Origin of the sequence: Roseivivax jejudonensis (assembly GCF_900172265.1) — a bacterium.
In the GTDB taxonomy this organism is placed as follows: domain Bacteria; phylum Pseudomonadota; class Alphaproteobacteria; order Rhodobacterales; family Rhodobacteraceae; genus Roseivivax; species Roseivivax jejudonensis.
The window spans coordinates 350,824-367,224 of the sequence record NZ_FWFK01000005.1; the positions used below are offsets into that span (position 1 = coordinate 350,824).

Consider the following 16,401-nt stretch of genomic DNA (forward strand, 5'->3'; position numbering starts at 1 on the left):
TTCGTCCCGACCGCCGTTCGTCGTGTCGTGCCGCGCCGGACACGACTCGTAAAAATTGATACAGTATTGATGCACATCAATGCGGATGCTACGCAAGGGTCAAAGCGCAGCACCGAAGAGAGTCGCCAGAGGAGTCGCCATGACCATCGTTCCCGTCACCTCCGCCGATCTCGATGCCAGTGAAGTGTCGTGGTTCGCGGCGCTGTGTTCGGACGATTACCAGTTCCTCGGCGTGCCCGAGGGGCGGCTGCGGTCGAGCTGGGCGCATTGCTCGGACATCCTGCGCGAGGCCGAGAAACAGGGCTTTCGGAACATCCTGTGCCCGTCGTCTTACCAGGTGGGGCAGGATGTCCTGTCCTTCGTCGCCGCCGGCTCGCAGGTCACGTCCGACATCAACATGCTGGCCGCGATCCGCTGCGGGGAAATGCAGCCGATCATGCTGGCCCGCACCATCGCGACCATCGATCACATGATGAAGGGCCGGCTCACGCTCAACGTCATTTCTTCGGACTTCCCCGGCGAAAAGGCCGACAGCGCCTTCCGCTATCAGCGCTCCCGCGAGGTGGTGGAAATCCTCAAGCAGGCCTGGACCCGCGACAGGATCGACTACGAGGGCGAGGTCTACAGCTTCAGCGATCTCTGGACCGATCCCGCGAAGCCCTACCAGCAGAACGGCGGACCTCTGCTCTACTTCGGCGGCTATTCTCCCCACGCGCTCGAACTCTGCGGCCAGCATTGCGATGTCTACCTGATGTGGCCCGAGCCGGAAGAGCAGCTGGCCCAGCGGATGCGCGACGTGAACGCCGTGGCCGAGCGCTACGGGCGCACGCTCGACTACGGGCTGCGCGTTCACATGATCGTGCGCGACACCGAGGCCGAGGCCCGGGAGTATGCCGACTACCTCGTGTCGAAGCTCGACGACGAACTCGGCCAGCTGATCCGGGAGCGGGCGCACGATCATGGATCGCTCGGGGTGAGCCACCAGGCGCGGGCGCGCGAACTCGCCGATACGTACGGCTACGTGGAGCCGGGGCTCTGGACGGGGATCGGGCGGGCCCGCTCGGGCTGCGGTGCGGCGCTCGTCGGCTCGGTCGACCAGGTCATGACCAAGATCGAGCGCTACCGCGAGATGGGTCTCCGCGCCTTCATATTCTCGGGGTATCCGCATCTCGACGAATGCCGGCACTTCGGTCAGAAGGTTCTGCCGGAGCTGAAGACATGCTCGCTGCCGCACGCCTACGGACGCGTGCCGAACGAGACCCCCGCGACGCCGCTGGGAGAAGGAGAGCGCAAATGACCGTGAGCCGCATTTCCGTCGCCGATGACCTCGAGCTCAGCCGCATCGTCTATGGCATGTGGCGGCTTTCGGACGACACCGACACGAGCCCCGAGCACGTCCGTGCGAAGATCGAGGCCTGCCTCGATCAGGGCATCACCACCATGGATCAGGCCGACATCTACGGCGGCTACGAGGCCGAGGAGGTGATGGGACGCGCGATGGCCGGCACCGACCTGCGCGACCGGATCGAGATCGTCACGAAATGCGACATCGTCGCGCCGGCCGGGCGCTATGCCGACCGGCGGGTGAAGCACTACGACACTTCGGCCGCACATATCGAGGCCTCCGTCGACCACTCGCTGCGGCTCATGGGAACCGACCGGATCGACCTCCTGCTGATCCACCGGCCCGACCCGCTCATGGATCACCACGAAACGGGCGCCGCGCTCGACGCCGCCGTGGCGGCGGGCAAGGTGCGCCATGTGGGCGTGTCGAACTTCAAGCCGCACGACTGGACGCTGCTCCAGTCGGCGATGAACGCGCCGCTCGTGACCAACCAGATCGAGCTGTCGTTGCTCGCGCACGAGGGCTTCACCAACGGTGATGTGGCGTTTCTGCAGGAACGCGGCCTGCCGCCCATGGCGTGGTCGCCGCTCGGCGGTGGCTCGCTTTTTGCCGAAAGCTCGGCGCGCCTTCGGGCGCGGCTGGACGAGATCGCGTCGGCGCACGACGTCGACACGGCCGCCGTCGCGGTAGCCTGGCTTCTGGCGCATCCGGCGCGGATCCTTCCGGTGATGGGCACCAACACGATCGAGCGCATCCGGCAGCTCGGCGACGCCGAAAAGGTGACACTCGACCGTGAGACATGGTTCGAGCTTTATACCCTTGCGCTCGGCCACGAGGTGCCGTGACATGGATGGGGCCATGGACACCGATCATCAGACCTTCACGCCCGGCCCCGAGACGCAAAGGGCTTTTCGCGATGCGCTCGGGCGGTTCGCGACGGGCGTGACGATCGTGACCACCCAGACCCAGGACGGGCCCATTGCGATCACCGCCAACAGCTTCGCGTCGCTGTCGCTCGATCCGCCGCTGGTGCTGTGGTCGCCGGCCAAGGCGTCGGCCCGGTTCAGGCCCTTCGCGGAGGCGAAGCATTTCGCGATCCACGTGCTTGCCGCCGATCAGGCGGCGCTCTGTTCCGAGGTCGCCAAGGACGCCCGCCGCTTCCGGCCCGGTGACCTGACCGAGAACGAACGCGGCGTGCCGCTGATCGAGTCGGCGCTCGCGCATTTCGAGTGCGCGCGCGACGCGGTGCACGACGGCGGCGACCACGTGATCGTGGTGGGCCGGGTAGAGCGTGTGCGCATGCGCGAGGGCGAGCCGCTGTTGTTCCTCCAGGGACAGTTCGGCGGCTTCCGGGCGCTGGGCTGAAACGGACGACCCGCGGACAACGCGGGCGAGGACGCCGGACACGGCGGAGGAGCGGCGCCCCGGGCGCGGGCGCTGGATGGGAGGAAACGATGGGACTCGTGCGCGGACTGCTCGTGCCGCTCGAGCTCTGGAACCGCTGGGCGCTGGCGCTCGGGCGCGGGCTGGCGCTCGTGGCGCTGGCGATCATGGTCATCGTGATCCTGGCGCAGGTGTTCTTCCGCTACGTGCTGAACAACGCGTTGCCGTGGCCGGACGAGGCGGCGCGCTTCCTGATGCTGTGGATGACCGGTCTCGCCGCGCCGACGGCCTTCCGCCGCGGCGGGTTCGTCGCCATCGACACCGTGCAGCGCCTGATGCCGCGCCGCGTGGCGGACGTCCTCGTTCTCGTGCTCCTGGCGCTGTCTCTCTGCGTCCTGGCGGTCGGGATCCAGCTCGGCTGGAATCACGTCAATTCCGGCTGGCTCTTCAACTCGTCCTCGCTGCGCGTGCCGCTCGACCTCGTGGGCGGCGAGACCGTGCGCGTGAAGCTCGCCTGGATGTACATGTCGGTCTGGATCGGCATGGTGCTCCTGACGGTGGTCGCCGTGGAGCTGATCCTGCGCCAGATCGTTCGGATCGGCGGCGAGGCCGACACGCTCTCGCCCCTCGCGCCGGGCGACCTTCCGGAGGCCGAATAGATGCTGGTCTGGTTCCTGCCGGTCTTTCTCGTGCTCCTGATCGTCGGTCTGCCGGTCTTCTTCGCGCTGCTTTTCGCGCCTGGCGCGCTGCTGTGGCTTAACGGGCAGGAGCGCGATCTCGCGCTTCTCTACCGCAACCTCTACAACGGCATGGACAGCTTCCCGCTGATGGCGTTGCCGTTTTTCCTACTCGCCGGCGAGATCATGAACCGCGGCGGCATCACCGAGCGGCTCGTGTCGTTCGCGCAGGCGTTCATGGGCCACCTGCGTGGCGGGCTCGCGCAGGTCAATATCCTGTCCTCGATCCTCTTCGCCGGCCTGTCGGGCTCGGCGGTGGCCGACACCTCGGCGCTGGGGTCGACGCTGATCCCGGCGATGGAGAAACAGGGCTACACACGGCGCTTCGCCGCGGCGATCACCGCCGCGTCCTCGGTGATCGGGCCGATCATCCCGCCGTCGGGGATCATGATCATCTACGCCTACGTCATGGGCCAATCGGTCGCGGCGCTGTTCCTCGCCGGGATCGTGCCCGGGCTGCTCGTCGGCGTCGGGCTGATGCTGACGGTCCGCGCGCTCGCCGACCGGTACGACCTGCCCAAAGCCGAACGCATCGTCGAGCGCGACGCGACCATTGCACCCGTCGAATACTGGGTCAGCTTCGCGCTGCTGCGCCTCAACGTCGCCGGCGTCCTCTACATGCTCAGCTGGCTCCTGCCGGCAGGCTGGGGCGAGGGCGGCCTGGCGGTCTATCTGGGCCTGCTGGTGCCGGCGCATTTCGCGCTGGTATGGTATCGCGGCCGGGTCAGCCGGGATTTCCGCATCGTCTGCAAGAAGGCCGTGGCGCCGCTCCAGACACCGATCATCATTCTCGGCGGGATCCTCATCGGCGTCTTCACCCCGACCGAGGCCGCGGCGATCGCGGTGGCCTATGCGCTGATCGTGTCGTTCGGCGTGCTGCGGGTGATGCGCGTCGCGGACCTCGCCGACGTTTTGCGGCGCTCGGCGATCGCCTCGGCGACGGTTTTGCTGCTCGTCGGCGCGGCCGTCAGCTTCAAGACCGTGGTGTCGCTGTCCCACGCGCCCGAGATCATGGCCGACTTCATCCTGTCGTTGTCCGAGAACCCGCTGATCCTGCTGTTCCTGATCAACGTGCTGCTGTTCATCGTGGGCATGTTCCTCGACGCGGGGCCGGCGATCATCATCCTCGGGCCGATCCTCGGGCCGGTCTTCACCGGGCTCGGCGTCGATCCGGTGCATTTCGCCATCATCATGAGCGTGAACCTGACCGTCGGGCTGGCGACGCCGCCGATGGGCCTGGTGCTCTTCGTCGCCTCGTCGGTGTCGGGCGAACGGGTCGAGACGATCTCGAAGGCGATCCTGCCGTTTCTCGCGGTCGAAGTGCTGGTGATCTTTCTGATCACCTATTTCCCCGCGATTTCCATGACGATCCCGCGGCTCGCGGGCTTCGCGAACTGAGCTCAGCAGACAGGGAGGCCAACACATGCTGACAACGACCCTCAAGGCCCTCGCGGCGGCCGGCATCCTCGCCGGTACCGCGACGGCCGCGGCGGCGCAGGAGTACACGATCCGCGCGACCGCGAATTCGAACGAACAGGACGAGGATTACGACGGCCTGATCGTGTTCAAGAACTTCGTCGAGCAGGCGTCGAACGGCGCGATCGAGGTGGAGCTCTTCATCGGCACGCAGCTGTGCTCGAACGGCGCCGAGTGCCTGCAGGGCGTCGCCGACGGCTCGATCGACGTGTTCGTCACCACCTCCGGCGGGGCCGCGGGCATCTTCCCCTACGTGCAGGTGTTCGACCTGCCCTATCTGATGCGTTCGGACCGCGTGGCCGAGGCGGTGCTGACCGACACCGACTTCACGCGCACGCTGCGTGATCTCGCGCTCGAGTCCTCGGGCGACGCGATCCGGATCATGACCATCGGCAACACCGGCGGGTGGCGCAACTTCGCCAACACGCAGAAGACCGTCGCCACGCCGGCGGATCTCGAGGGCATGAAGATGCGCACGGTCGTCGCCGACCTGCCGCAGGAGCTGGTGAAGGTGCTCGGCGCCTCGCCGACGCCGATCCCGTGGCCCGAGCTCTTCACCTCGCTGCAGACCGGGGTGGTCGACGGCACCAAGAACGGCATCACCGACATCATGAACATGAAGTTCCCCGATGCCGGCTTGCAGTACCTGACGCTGGACGGGCACGCCTACATGGCGGCCATCTGGGTGATGAACAACGAGAAGTTCATGTCGATGCCCGAGGACATGCGCCGGGTCGTGGTCAACGGCTTCGCCGAGCTGCAGCAGGCGACCTTTGCCTCGCCCAAGCGCAAGTCGATCTCGGCCTACGAGGAGTTCGCGGCCGCCGGTGGCGAGGTCTATGTGCCGACGCCGGAGGAAAAGCAGGCTTTCCAGGACGCGGTGCAGCCCGTCTACCAGTGGTTCAGCGAGAACGTCGACCAGGGTGACGAGGTACTGCAGGCGCTGCGCGACGCCGTCGCGCAGGTCGAGGAAGAGATCGACGCCGACATCGCGGCGGATCTCGAGTAGGACGCGCGGCCCCGCGCCGACACACGGCGCGGGGCCGTCCAGGCGGCGCCGGCCCCCCGCGGCCCGGCGTCCGCGCCGGCGGCCCGTGCGGGAGCCTCCGGCGGGGGTTTATCGGCAAGATGAAGCGCGGATCGAGCGCGCCGTCCCGGCGGCATGCGCGTCTCGTCCGCGCGCATGGAGTGGACGGCGATGCGAGGCGCCTTTCGGCCGGCGGTGCTGAAATCGGAAGCCGACCGGGCCTTTCCTGGGCTGGCGGTGGCGGGGTGTGTCGCGGTGACCGCGCAGTTCCTCGCCGAGCATTACGGGGCTCCGGCGATGCTTATGGCGATCCTGCTCGGGATCGCGCTGCATTTCCTGTCCGAGGAAGGGCGCGCGGCGCCCGGGATCGACATCGCGGCGCGGCACGTGCTTCGGGTCGGGGTCGCGCTCCTCGGTGTGAGGATCTCGGCGGAGCTTGTGCTCGATCTCGGCGCCGGCGTGGTGCTCCTGACCGTGGCCGGGGTTGCGGCCACGATCGGTATCGCGCAACTTGCCGCGCCGCTCTTCGGGCGCGGGCGGCGCTTCGCCTTCCTGACCGGCGGCTCGGTGGCGATCTGCGGCGCCTCGGCGGCCATGGCCATCGCCGCGATCCTGCCGCGCACCGACCGCTCCGAGCAGGACCTGGTCTTTACCGTCGTCGGTGTCACCGTCCTGTCGACCGTCGCGATGATCCTCTACCCGATCCTGGCGGGCGCGGTCGGGTTCGATCCGGTGGTGACCGGGGTCTTCCTCGGCGGAACGATTCACGACGTGGCGCAGGTCGTCGGCGCCGGCTATTCCGTGTCGGACGGCGCGGGCGACGCGGCGACGCTGGTCAAGCTGATCCGGGTCAGCCTGCTGGCGCCCGTCGTCCTGATCGCCGCCCTTGTCCTGCGGGCGCAGGGGGCCGGTGGTGCCCGGCCGCCGCTGTTGCCTGGCTTCGTGCTGGGCTTCCTCGTGCTGGCGGCGGCCAATTCCGCCGGGATCGTGCCCGAGCCCGCCCGCGAGCTGGCCAACGCGGTGTCGCGCTGGGCGCTGCTGACCGCGATCGCGGCGGTCGGCATGAAGACCTCGATCCCCAACCTCCTGAAGGTCGGGCGCACCGCGATCCTGATGCTGGTGGGCGAGACCCTGTTCCTCGCCCTGTTCGTGCTCGCCGGCGCCTTGCTGCTGCTCTGAGCGGTCCGGTCGCGGAAAACGCGGGCGGTGCGCGGTTTCGTGGTACGCTGATCGACGACGTGGGACCGGCGCGGGGGCGGCGATGGATTCGGTCACGATCCTGATCGGCACGACGAAGGGCGCCTTCCGCCTCGATGGCGGCGGCCCGGGCGGGCGCGGCGACTGGACGCTGCGTGGCCCGTTCTGCGACGGCTGGGCCATCAACCACGTGGCCGCCGACCCGACGACGGGAACGCTCTGGGCCGGCGGCGGCAGCGGCTTTTCGGGTGCCGGCGTTTGGCGCTCGGAGGATCGCGGCGAGAGCTGGACGCTCGCGAAGCTCGCAGATGGCGAGTTCGACGCTTGGGTGCGCGCGGATCCCGACCTCGCCGCGACGCTGGGGATTGCGCCGGGCGATCCCGCACCGTTCTCGGGCACGATCGAGGCGGTGTGGTCCCTGCACGCCGCCGACGGGCTCCTCTTCGCCGGTGCGAAGCCGGCGCAGCTCTTGCGGAGCGCCGATGGCGGTCGCAGCTGGACGCTGGTCGACAGCCTTGCCGGCTATCCGGGGCGCGACGCCTGGAACCCGGGCGCGGCGGGCCTGACGCTGCACACGATCGTGGGCGCGCCGGGCGCGCCGGAAAAGCTCTGGCTCGGCATCTCGGCCGCCGGCGTCTTCGCCAGCGAGGACGGCGGCGAGAGCTGGGAGCCACGCACGCGCCGGTCGAACGCGATGCCGGCCCCGGCGCATACCGCCGGCGGAGACGGCAGCCACGTCGGCAGCTGCGTACACAACATGGTGCGCGCGCCGGGCGCGCGCGACGTGCTCTACCAGCAGAACCACCACGGCGTCTTCCGCTCGCGCGACGGCGGACGCAACTGGGACGACATCACCGCCGGCCTGCCCTCGACCTTCGGCTTTCCGGTCGCGGTGCACCCGCGCGATCCGGACACGCTTTGGGTCTTGCCGCTCAACGGGGACACGGAGGGCCGCTATCCGCCCGGCGCGGCCGCGGCGGTCTGGCGCTCGCGCGACGGCGGCGAGCGCTGGGAGGCGCAGCGCGACGGGCTTCCGGGGCGCGACTGCTTTTTCACCGTGCTGAGGCAGGCGATGGCGACCGATACGCTTGATCCGGCGGGGGTCTATTTCGGCACCAATACAGGGTCGGTCTTTGCCTCGGATGACGAGGGGGCGCGCTGGTCCGAGATCGCGCGCCACCTGCCGACGATCCTCTGCGTGGAGACGGCGGCCCACGCCTGACGCCCCGCCGGCGCCGTCACAAAACCTTTTCGGAACCGTCACGAACCGGTTGCCGGACGCGCGCATATGCAGCCCCAGCATTGTGGGGGACGCATGCTCCGGATCGAGAGCCTGACCAAGCGCTTCGGCGCCAATACCGCCGTGGACGCCGCCAGCTTTACGGTCGACGCGCCGAGGATGATCGGAATCATCGGCGCCTCGGGCGCCGGCAAGTCGACGATGCTGCGGATGATCAGCCGGCTGACCGACGCAAGCGAGGGGCGCATCCTGTTCGACGGGCGCGACGTGCTGCAGCTTCGGGGCCGCGCGAAGCGGGCATGGCAGTCCGATTGCGCGATGATCTTCCAGCAGTTCAACCTCGTTCCGCGGCTCGACGTGGTGTCGAACGTGCTCCACGGGACGCTGGGCCAGCGATCGACCCTCGCGACGATGTTCAACCTGTTTCCGCGAGAGGACATCCACCGCGCCATCGACATCCTCGAGCGTCTGGGCATCGCCGAGCATGCGGCCAAGCGCGCCGAGGCGCTGTCGGGCGGCCAGCAGCAGCGCGTGGCGATCGCCCGGGCGCTGATGCAGGAGCCGAAGATGATCCTCGCCGACGAGCCGATCGCGTCTCTGGACCCGATGAATGCGCAGACCGTGATGGAGGCGCTTCGGCGCATCCACGAGGAGGACGGCCGCATGGTGATCGCCAACCTCCACACGCTCGATACCGCGCGCCGCTACTGCGACCGGGTCATCGGCATGCGGCTGGGACGGATCGTCTTCGACGGCACGCCGGCGCAACTGACCACTGGCGCGGCCCGCGACATCTACGGCGCAGGCGCGGACTTCTCCGAAGATGCCACGTCGACCGAGATCCGTGACCGCGACCTCTATGCCGAGGCCGCGCTGCGCGACGCCGAGGCGACCGTCTGAGATTTTACCGCTTCCACCAGACCGGACCCGCGACAAGGGTCGGCAACCAACGGAGAGTACCATGAAGACACTGATCGCTCTGGCCCTGACCACCACCGCGCTGGCCGCGCCGGTCGCCGCGCAGGAAATCGAGGAATTCAACATCGGCCTCCTGGGCGGCGAGAACGCGCAGGACCGTCTCGCGTCGAACCAGTGCCTCGCGGACTACGCCACCGAGGCGCTCGGCGTTCCGGTCAAGCTGTTCGCGCCCGCCGACTACAACGGCGTGATGCAGGGCCTTCTGGGCGGCACCATCGACATGGCGTGGCTCGGCGCGTCGTCCTATGCCGGGGTCTACGTGCAGGATCCCGAGGCGGTCGAGCCCGTGCTCGTGAAGACCAACCTCGACGGCTCGTACTCCTATCATTCGATCGGCTTTGCCCGGACGGACTCGGGCATCGGCAGCCTGCAGGACGCCGAGGGCAAGGTCTTCGGCTTCGGCGACCCGAACTCGACCTCGGGCTACCTGATCCCGCAGGTGGAGATCCCGCAGGAGATCGGTGCCGACATGGAAGAGTTCTTCGGTGACGTGCGCTTCACCGGCGGTCACGAGCAGACCATCGTCGCGGTCGCAAATGGCGACATCGACGCCGGCGTGACCTGGGCGGACGGGCTCGGCGCCTGGGAAGACGGCTACAATTCCGGCGCGCTGCGCAAGGCGGCCGATGCCGGCATCGTCGACATGAACGCGATCCAGGAGATCTGGAAGTCGAAGCCGATCCCCGAAGGCCCGGTCGTGCTGCGCAAGGCGCTGCCGGACGACGTGAAGCAGACCATGGTGGACCTCGTGCAGAACCTGCACGAAACCGATCCCGATTGCGCCTACGGCGTCGCGGCGGGTGAAACCGCGGGCTTCACCCCGATCACGCACGACGCCTACGAGACCATCATCGAGGTCCGCAAGGCCGAGTCGAGCTGATCGCGACCTGACCCAGGGCGGGCCCCGGTTGCGGGGCCCGCCTTCGTTTGCCCGAGGACGTCATGGCCGACCTGACCGCCCGCGACATCGACCGCGCCGGAGACAGCCGCAGCGCCTACCTCGCGCTCGTGCGGCGGCGGCAGACGTATTCGTTCCTGCTGCTCATCGTCTTCGTCGCACTGATGGTGTCGGGTTTCCGCATCGCCAACGACCGGAATGCCGGCGGGTTCGTCGACGGATTACCGCAGATCCTCGACTTCCCCGCCGACGTCGTGTCCGAGGCATGGCGCAACGCCGCCGAGCTTCCGGGCCATTTCCTCGCGTTTCTTCCGGCACTCATCGAGACGGTGAACATTGCCGCGGTCGCGACGCTGGTGGGTGCCATCGCGGCGATCGTGCTGGCGCTCCTGTCGACGCGCGGGCTCGCACGGTGGCCGCGGGCGATACCGCTCTTCCGCCGGATCATGGATATCATGCGCGCGATCCCGGACATCGTGATCGCGCTTATCCTGATCTTCCTGATGGGGGTTGGCCCGATGCCCGCCGTCATCGCCATCGCGATCCACACCGCCGGTGCGCTCGGCAAGCTGTTTTCCGAGGTGGCCGAAAACGCCGACCTCAAACCGGTCGAGGGGCTGCAATCGGTCGGCGCGCGGTGGCTGCAGCAGATGTATCTGGGCGTCCTGCCGCAGATCGCGCCGAACCTGCTCAGCTATGCGCTCCTGCGGTTCGAGATCAACATTCGGGCCTCCGCGATCCTCGGCTTCGTCGGGGCGGGCGGCATCGGCTACGAGCTCAAGAACGCGATCACCTGGGGCCAGGGGCAATTCGCCGAAAGCGCGGCGATCTTCATCCTGCTGTTCGCGACCATCGTTTTCTTCGACCAGCTCTCGAGTGCCGCCCGTCACCGGTTGGCGCACGGAAAGGGGGCGCTGTGACCGACGCGACCGCATCCCTCGCGGCCACGGATCCGCGCGCGCGCGCCGAGGCCGGCATCCGGCGGCAGCGCCGCATCGCGCTGGCGATCCCGGCGGCGATCCTGCTCTATCTCATCTATATCTTCTTTGCCTTCGACCTGCCGGGCCTCGCCAGTCGGCTCCGGGTCGACAACATGGTCACGCTCGTTTCCGACACCTGGAGCTACAAGACCCACGTCACGCGCGACAATCGCTCGGGCGACGTCGAGGTCGCGATCGAGGGCGAACGGCAGGGCACCTATGCCGAGGGCGCGGCCCCGGACTGGGTCACGCGCGACGGCGACGTGACCGAGATCCGCCTCGCGCCCGATCACCTGGCGGTCTTCGACGGCGGGCAGGTGCGTTACGACGTGCCCGGATACGGGCTCGTGACGGCCGAGCATGATGGCCGCGACATCGCGCTGGACACGCCCGACGGCACGGTGCCGGACTTCATCTCGGCCTCCGGTGCCCGCGTCGACATCACGACCCATGCCGGCCGGGTGTCGCTCACCCGCAACCGCAACGAAGTGTTCCGCTATTTCGCGGGGTGGGAGCTGTTCTTCTTCACGCTGAGCTCGCCGTATCATGGCCACGCGGCGGGCGAGATCCTGTTCGGGGACCGGATCGACCCCGATCGGTCCAACATCGTCGGCGCGTGGCAGGATTTCTGGGGCAACCCGATGTGGCGGCACGCCGATGTGGCCTGGGCGCTGGGCGAGACGATCCTGATGGCGTTCCTTGGCACGATGGGCGCGGCGCTCGTGGCGTTGCCGCTCGGCTTTGCGGCCGCCCGCAATTTTGCCCCTGTCCTCGCGATCCGGTTCGCGGTCCGGCGCGTGTTCGACTTCGCGCGCGGCGTCGATGCGCTGATCTGGACCATCCTGCTGTCGCGCGCCTTTGGGCCGGGGCCGCTGACGGGAACGCTGGCGATCCTGTTGACCGATACCGGCACCTTCGGCAAGCTCTTCTCCGAAACGCTCGAGAACGTCGATACCCGCCAGATCGAGGGCGTGCGTTCGACGGGAGCGAAGCCGCTTCAGCGCTACCGCTTCGGCGTCATCCCGCAGATCACGCCGGTCCTGCTCAGCCAGGTCCTGTATCTGCTGGAATCGAACACGCGGTCCGCGACGATCATCGGGGCGATCACCGGCGGCGGCATCGGCCTTTTGCTGACGCAGGCGATCATCACGCAGAAGGACTGGGAAGAGGTCAGCTACTACATCGTGCTTATCGTCGTCATGGTGATCCTGATGGACACAGTGTCGGGCTGGCTTCGCAACAAGCTGATCCGCGGCGACTGATGCCACGGCTGAGCGCGGACACCCCGTTTCTGCACCCCGACTGCGAAATCACCGACACACGGTTCGGCCGGTATTGCGAGGTGGGGCGCGGCAGCCGGATCGCCCACGCCGAGATCGGCGATTACAGCTATTGCGACCGCTATGCCGATATCGCCAACGCCGAGATCGGCAAGTTCGCCAACATCGCGAGCTTTGCCCGGATCGGACCGACGGATCACCCGATGGCGAACGCGTCACTGCATCATTTCCTCTACCGGTCGCACGACTACTGGGACGACGCCGACCTCGATGAGGCGTTCTTTCGCCATCGACGATCGCGCATCGCGCGGATCGGTCATGACACGTGGATCGGCCACAACGCTGTGATCCGGCCAGAGATCACGGTGGGCGACGGCGCCGTGGTCGCCGCGGGCGCGGTGGTCACGAAGGACGTGGCCCCCTACGAGATCGTCGGCGGCGTGCCCGCACGGCCGTTGCGCCGGCGGTATCCGGCCAAGGTGGCCGAGCGGATGCAGGCGCTCGCCTGGTGGGATTGGGACCACGACACGCTGCGCGCGCGGCTGCCGGAGTTCCGCCGACTGAGCGCCGAGGCGTTTCTCGAGGCCTACGCTGTTTCGGGTGCGTAGGTGAGCGCCACGCGGTCTCCGGCGAACCATGTCGAGCCGCGTTCGACCGGCACGCCGTCGGGCGTTTCGTTGCGGCTCGTGGTTCGCAGCAGCGGGTCGCCTTCGCGCAGGCTCAGGTGATGCGCCTGGGTCGCGGTCGCGCGTTCGGCGGTGATCCGGGTATCGGCCCGGACGTAGTCGGCCACGCCCGCGCGCGACAGCGCCTCGGTGACCGAAACCGTCTGTGCCAGCGCGGCCTCCATCTCGGGCAGGCGCGCGCTCGGAAACACGCTTTCGAAATGCGCAATCGCGATTCCGTCGGACAGCGACAGACCCTCGTAGACGATGACCTCTGCGGCGCCGTCCAAGCGAAGCGCTTCGATCTCGACCGTGCGTGCGAGGCGTCGTTCGATCCGCAGCACACGCTTTTCCGGCGCGTGACCCGCGGCGCGGAGGTTCTGGTGAAACCGGACGCGACGGCCGAGCGGGTAGTCCGTGGGCGCGATATCGACGAACACACCGGCGCCGCGTCTCGCCCGCACGAGCCCTCGTTCGGACAGATCCGCGAGCGCGCGCCGCACCGTGTGCCTGTTCACGTCGAACCGCGCGGCAAGCTCTGCTTCCGTCGGCAGCTTGGCGCCCGGCGCGTAGAGCCGCTCGGCGATCTCGGTCTCGAGCGTCCGGGCAATCGCGCTCCAGACCGGCGTGCGTGGCATCGGTGCTCCCCCTGCTTGGTCCCGCGTCACGAAAACTTCACGCGTGGTGCGCTTGTCCGACAGGTCGCCGGGGCGTATTGATTTGTATAGTTGTATAGGAATCGCGTCAGGTCAACATGAGACCGCGATCGGGTGAGGGAATGCAGCAGGCGGATCGTACGGCACCGGAGACCGGCCCGGACATGGAGGGCGCGGCGCGGCGGCACTGGATGGGTCTCCTCGCCCGTGCCGCGCCAAAGACGCTGGCCGAACGTCTGGCAACGTTCGACCACGCGCTCCCCGCGTTCGCATGGCTGCGCCGTCCGGAGACCGGAAGCGTGATGGTGCGTGGTCGCGCCGGCGGTACCGGGGCGCCCTTCAACCTTGGCGAGATGACGGTAACGCGATGCGTGCTGCGCCTCGAGGACGGCACCGTCGGGCATGCCTACGTGCAGGGGCGCGATGAGCGTCATGCCGAGCGCGCGGCGCTGGTGGACGCAATGATGCAGACGTCGCAGGCGGAGTCGCTCCGCGCCGAGGTTCTGGATCCGCTGACCGAAGCGGAGGCGCACGCGCGGGCCGAGCGCGCCGAAAAGGCCGCCGCGACGCGCGTCGAGTTCTTCACCGTGGCGCGGGGCGAGGATTGATGCAGGCAGAGGCCCTGATCGGTGGGTTCGACGACCCGGCGCGCGATGCCGCGCGCGCCTTTCGCGCCGCGCTCGATGCGCTGGCGCGGCCGGGTACGATCCGGCGGATTGCCGGCGGGCGGGGGCCCGCGCCGCTGTCGCCCGCGGCGGCGACTCTTCTGCTCGTGCTCTGCGACGGCGACACGCCGCTCCACCTTGCGGGCGATCATGACCGGCCGGAGCTGCGTGACTGGGTGGCTTTCCACCTCGGAGCGCCGCTGGTCGGACCGGCCGAGGCCAGCTTCGCGATCGGCGAATGGACGGCGCTCGGGCCGCTCGGCGCCTATGCCATCGGCACGCCCGAGGATCCCGACCGCTCCGCCACCCTGATCGTCGAATGCGACCGCCTCGTCGCGGAGGGCGCGCGCCTGACCGGCCCCGGCATCGCCACCGAAAACCGGCTGTCACTGCCGGAGCCGGAGGCGCTGGCCACGAACGCCGACCGGTTCCCGCTCGGGGTAGACCTGTTCCTGACCTGCGGCGACCGGGTGGCGGGCCTGCCGCGCTCGACTCGTGTGGAGGCTGGCTGATGTACGTCGCGGTCAAGGGAGGCGAGCGCGCCATCGACAACGCGCATGACTGGCTGGCCGAGGAGCGGCGCGGCGATCCGGACGTGCCGGAACTGAGCGTCGCCCAGATTCGTGAGCAGATGACGCTCGCGGTCAACCGCGTGATGGCCGAGGGCTCGCTCTACGACCCCGACCTCGCGGCGCTCGCGATCAAGCAGGCGCGGGGCGACCTGATCGAGGCGATCTTCCTCGTCCGGGCGTTCCGTACGACCCTGCCGCGCTTCGGCGCGTCGACACCGGTGGACACTGGCACCATGCGCTGTGACCGGCGCATCAGCGCGACGTTCAAGGACGCGCCGGGTGGCCAGGTGCTCGGCCCGACCTTTGACTACACCCACCGCCTCGTCGATTTCATGCTGGAGGCAGGGGGCGAGAAGCCAAAGGCGGCGGCGCGGGCGGCGCGCGACACGGCCCCCAAGCCGCGCATCACCGAGTATCTCGGCCGCGACGGGCTGATCGAGGACGAGGTGCCGTCGGAGGCCGAGCCGCCCGACATGACCCGAACGCCGATGGCCCACCCGGCCGAGCGCCCTTTGCGCCTGCAGGCGCTGGCGCGCGGGGACGAGGGCTTTCTGCTCGGCATGGCGTACTCCACGCAGCGCGGCTACGGACGGACGCACCCCTTTGTCGGCGAGTTGCGGATTGGTCCGGTCGCGGTTGAGATGGACGTGCCCGAACTGGGCTTTGCCGTCGAGATCGGCGAGGTGGTCCTGACGGAATGCGAGACGGTGAACCAATTCGCCGGGTCGCGCACGGAGCCGCCGCAATTCACCCGCGGCTACGGGCTCGTGTTCGGCCAGAGCGAGCGGAAGGCCATTTCCATGTCGCTGGTCGACCGGTCCCTGCGGTGGGAGGAGCTGGGCGAGGAACCGGCCGGCGCGCCCGCGCAGGACGCCGAGTTCGTGCTGAGCCACGCCGACAATATCCAGGCCACTGGGTTCCTCGAGCACATCAAGCTTCCGCACTACGTCGATTTCCAGTCGGAGCTCGAGCTGGTGCGGCGTTTGCGGCGCGAGGCCGGTGCGGACGCGAATCCATCCACAGGCCCGGACGCGGAGGTCGCGCCATGATCGCGTGCCGCTCCTCCGCCGGGCCCGGCGTCCTCGCCGTCGGTTCAGTCCCCGCCGTCGCCGCTATCGTCCGCGTCGCTTTCGCAGGCCCAGTCCTCGATGCGTTCGAAGATGCCGTTGAGCGCGCTGCCTTCGAACCACAGGCCGACGCAGAGCCGGCCGCCGAGGAGGGCGGCGAACCCGAGCAAGATCATCGTGAGCGTCCAGTCCATGCCGCCTCCCGTTCCCTGTCGCAGGGACAGGCTGACGGGGG

General features: G+C 68.6%; 18 protein-coding genes. 16 read left to right on the top strand and 2 right to left on the bottom strand.

Features of this window, described 5'->3' with window-relative positions:
* The first annotated feature begins 139 nt into the window (after positions 1–139).
* The 13 genes from ROJ8625_RS15275 to ROJ8625_RS15335 all read left to right on the top strand — a co-directional run bounded on the left by ROJ8625_RS15275 (position 140) and on the right by ROJ8625_RS15335 (position 13,149).
* On the top strand, positions 140–1,297 hold the full coding sequence (locus tag ROJ8625_RS15275; RefSeq protein ID WP_085792753.1) for an LLM class flavin-dependent oxidoreductase: 1,158 nt from the start codon (positions 140–142) through the stop codon (positions 1,295–1,297).
* On the top strand, positions 1,294–2,190 hold the full coding sequence (locus ROJ8625_RS15280; RefSeq protein WP_370738476.1) for an aldo/keto reductase: 897 nt from the start codon (positions 1,294–1,296) through the stop codon (positions 2,188–2,190). Before ROJ8625_RS15275 ends, ROJ8625_RS15280 begins: the two co-directional genes overlap by 4 nt.
* Positions 2,191–2,203: 13 nt before the next feature.
* Positions 2,204–2,710, top strand: a complete 507-nt coding sequence (locus ROJ8625_RS15285; protein ID WP_085792841.1) for a flavin reductase family protein — start codon at positions 2,204–2,206, stop codon at positions 2,708–2,710.
* An 89-nt stretch (positions 2,711–2,799) separates the two neighbouring features.
* Complete coding sequence (locus ROJ8625_RS15290; protein ID WP_085792754.1) at positions 2,800–3,387, top strand: TRAP transporter small permease; 588 nt, start codon at positions 2,800–2,802, stop codon at positions 3,385–3,387.
* A complete protein-coding gene (locus ROJ8625_RS15295; protein ID WP_085792755.1) occupies positions 3,388–4,863 on the top strand; it encodes a TRAP transporter large permease in 1,476 nt (491 codons plus the stop codon).
* A 25-nt stretch (positions 4,864–4,888) separates the two neighbouring features.
* A complete protein-coding gene (locus ROJ8625_RS15300) occupies positions 4,889–5,950 on the top strand; it encodes a TRAP transporter substrate-binding protein (RefSeq protein WP_085792756.1) in 1,062 nt (353 codons plus the stop codon).
* 189 nt (positions 5,951–6,139) lie between these two features.
* Complete coding sequence (locus ROJ8625_RS15305; RefSeq protein WP_085792842.1) at positions 6,140–7,147, top strand: YeiH family protein; 1,008 nt, start codon at positions 6,140–6,142, stop codon at positions 7,145–7,147.
* 82 nt (positions 7,148–7,229) lie between these two features.
* Complete coding sequence (locus tag ROJ8625_RS15310; RefSeq protein ID WP_085792757.1) at positions 7,230–8,387, top strand: WD40/YVTN/BNR-like repeat-containing protein; 1,158 nt, start codon at positions 7,230–7,232, stop codon at positions 8,385–8,387.
* Positions 8,388–8,480: 93 nt separating this feature from the next.
* Entirely contained in the window at positions 8,481–9,305 is an 825-nt protein-coding gene (phnC, locus tag ROJ8625_RS15315) for a phosphonate ABC transporter ATP-binding protein (protein WP_085792758.1), read from the top strand.
* 61 nt (positions 9,306–9,366) lie between these two features.
* Positions 9,367–10,263: a phosphonate ABC transporter substrate-binding protein gene (phnD, locus tag ROJ8625_RS15320; RefSeq protein WP_085792759.1), complete on the top strand. Its 897-nt coding sequence runs from the start codon at positions 9,367–9,369 to the stop codon at positions 10,261–10,263.
* Positions 10,264–10,325: 62 nt separating this feature from the next.
* Entirely contained in the window at positions 10,326–11,201 is an 876-nt protein-coding gene (gene phnE / locus ROJ8625_RS15325) for a phosphonate ABC transporter, permease protein PhnE (protein ID WP_085792760.1), read from the top strand.
* A complete protein-coding gene (gene phnE / locus ROJ8625_RS15330; protein WP_085792761.1) occupies positions 11,198–12,523 on the top strand; it encodes a phosphonate ABC transporter, permease protein PhnE in 1,326 nt (441 codons plus the stop codon). Before phnE (ROJ8625_RS15325) ends, phnE (ROJ8625_RS15330) begins: the two co-directional genes overlap by 4 nt.
* Complete coding sequence (locus ROJ8625_RS15335) at positions 12,523–13,149, top strand: DapH/DapD/GlmU-related protein (RefSeq protein ID WP_085792762.1); 627 nt, start codon at positions 12,523–12,525, stop codon at positions 13,147–13,149. Before phnE (ROJ8625_RS15330) ends, ROJ8625_RS15335 begins: the two co-directional genes overlap by 1 nt.
* Here ROJ8625_RS15335 and phnF read toward each other — a convergent pair.
* Positions 13,128–13,844, bottom strand: a complete 717-nt coding sequence (gene phnF, locus ROJ8625_RS15340; RefSeq protein ID WP_085792763.1) for a phosphonate metabolism transcriptional regulator PhnF — start codon at positions 13,842–13,844, stop codon at positions 13,128–13,130. The genes ROJ8625_RS15335 and phnF overlap by 22 nt on opposite strands.
* A gap of 140 nt (positions 13,845–13,984) precedes the next feature.
* Here phnF and phnG point away from each other — a divergent pair, with 140 nt between their 5' ends.
* The 3 genes from phnG to ROJ8625_RS15355 are packed head-to-tail and all read left to right on the top strand — an operon-like array spanning position 13,985 to position 16,148.
* The gene (gene phnG / locus ROJ8625_RS15345) at positions 13,985–14,470 is read left to right on the top strand and encodes a phosphonate C-P lyase system protein PhnG (RefSeq protein ID WP_085792764.1); all 486 of its coding nucleotides are present in this window, start codon (positions 13,985–13,987) and stop codon (positions 14,468–14,470) included.
* Positions 14,470–15,039: a phosphonate C-P lyase system protein PhnH gene (gene phnH, locus ROJ8625_RS15350; protein ID WP_085792765.1), complete on the top strand. Its 570-nt coding sequence runs from the start codon at positions 14,470–14,472 to the stop codon at positions 15,037–15,039. The genes phnG and phnH overlap by 1 nt, the downstream gene beginning before the upstream one ends.
* Positions 15,039–16,148: a carbon-phosphorus lyase complex subunit gene (locus tag ROJ8625_RS15355; protein ID WP_085792766.1), complete on the top strand. Its 1,110-nt coding sequence runs from the start codon at positions 15,039–15,041 to the stop codon at positions 16,146–16,148. Before phnH ends, ROJ8625_RS15355 begins: the two co-directional genes overlap by 1 nt.
* 44 nt (positions 16,149–16,192) lie before the next feature.
* On the opposite strand, the gene ROJ8625_RS21065 is transcribed toward ROJ8625_RS15355, so the two are convergent.
* Positions 16,193–16,360, bottom strand: coding sequence for a hypothetical protein (locus ROJ8625_RS21065; RefSeq protein ID WP_159456780.1), 168 nt, complete (start codon positions 16,358–16,360; stop codon positions 16,193–16,195).
* Positions 16,361–16,401 lie beyond the last annotated feature (41 nt).

What these genes read in the sequence shown, in the direction of transcription:
- ROJ8625_RS15275 (WP_085792753.1), top strand. Translation starts at nt 140, where the DNA reads ATGACCATCGTTCCCGTCACCTCCGCCGATCTCGATGCCAGTGAAGTG.
- ROJ8625_RS15280 (WP_370738476.1), top strand. Translation starts at nt 1,294, where the DNA reads ATGACCGTGAGCCGCATTTCCGTCGCCGATGACCTCGAGCTCAGCCGC.
- ROJ8625_RS15285 (WP_085792841.1), top strand. Translation starts at nt 2,204, where the DNA reads ATGGACACCGATCATCAGACCTTCACGCCCGGCCCCGAGACGCAAAGG.
- ROJ8625_RS15290 (WP_085792754.1), top strand. Translation starts at nt 2,800, where the DNA reads ATGGGACTCGTGCGCGGACTGCTCGTGCCGCTCGAGCTCTGGAACCGC.
- ROJ8625_RS15295 (WP_085792755.1), top strand. Translation starts at nt 3,388, where the DNA reads ATGCTGGTCTGGTTCCTGCCGGTCTTTCTCGTGCTCCTGATCGTCGGT.
- ROJ8625_RS15300 (WP_085792756.1), top strand. Translation starts at nt 4,889, where the DNA reads ATGCTGACAACGACCCTCAAGGCCCTCGCGGCGGCCGGCATCCTCGCC.
- ROJ8625_RS15305 (WP_085792842.1), top strand. Translation starts at nt 6,140, where the DNA reads ATGCGAGGCGCCTTTCGGCCGGCGGTGCTGAAATCGGAAGCCGACCGG.
- ROJ8625_RS15310 (WP_085792757.1), top strand. Translation starts at nt 7,230, where the DNA reads ATGGATTCGGTCACGATCCTGATCGGCACGACGAAGGGCGCCTTCCGC.
- phnC (WP_085792758.1), top strand. Translation starts at nt 8,481, where the DNA reads ATGCTCCGGATCGAGAGCCTGACCAAGCGCTTCGGCGCCAATACCGCC.
- phnD (WP_085792759.1), top strand. Translation starts at nt 9,367, where the DNA reads ATGAAGACACTGATCGCTCTGGCCCTGACCACCACCGCGCTGGCCGCG.
- phnE (WP_085792760.1), top strand. Translation starts at nt 10,326, where the DNA reads ATGGCCGACCTGACCGCCCGCGACATCGACCGCGCCGGAGACAGCCGC.
- ROJ8625_RS15335 (WP_085792762.1), top strand. Translation starts at nt 12,523, where the DNA reads ATGCCACGGCTGAGCGCGGACACCCCGTTTCTGCACCCCGACTGCGAA.
- phnF (WP_085792763.1), bottom strand. Translation starts at nt 13,844, where the DNA reads ATGCCACGCACGCCGGTCTGGAGCGCGATTGCCCGGACGCTCGAGACC.
- phnG (WP_085792764.1), top strand. Translation starts at nt 13,985, where the DNA reads ATGCAGCAGGCGGATCGTACGGCACCGGAGACCGGCCCGGACATGGAG.
- phnH (WP_085792765.1), top strand. Translation starts at nt 14,470, where the DNA reads ATGCAGGCAGAGGCCCTGATCGGTGGGTTCGACGACCCGGCGCGCGAT.
- ROJ8625_RS15355 (WP_085792766.1), top strand. Translation starts at nt 15,039, where the DNA reads ATGTACGTCGCGGTCAAGGGAGGCGAGCGCGCCATCGACAACGCGCAT.
- ROJ8625_RS21065 (WP_159456780.1), bottom strand. Translation starts at nt 16,360, where the DNA reads ATGGACTGGACGCTCACGATGATCTTGCTCGGGTTCGCCGCCCTCCTC.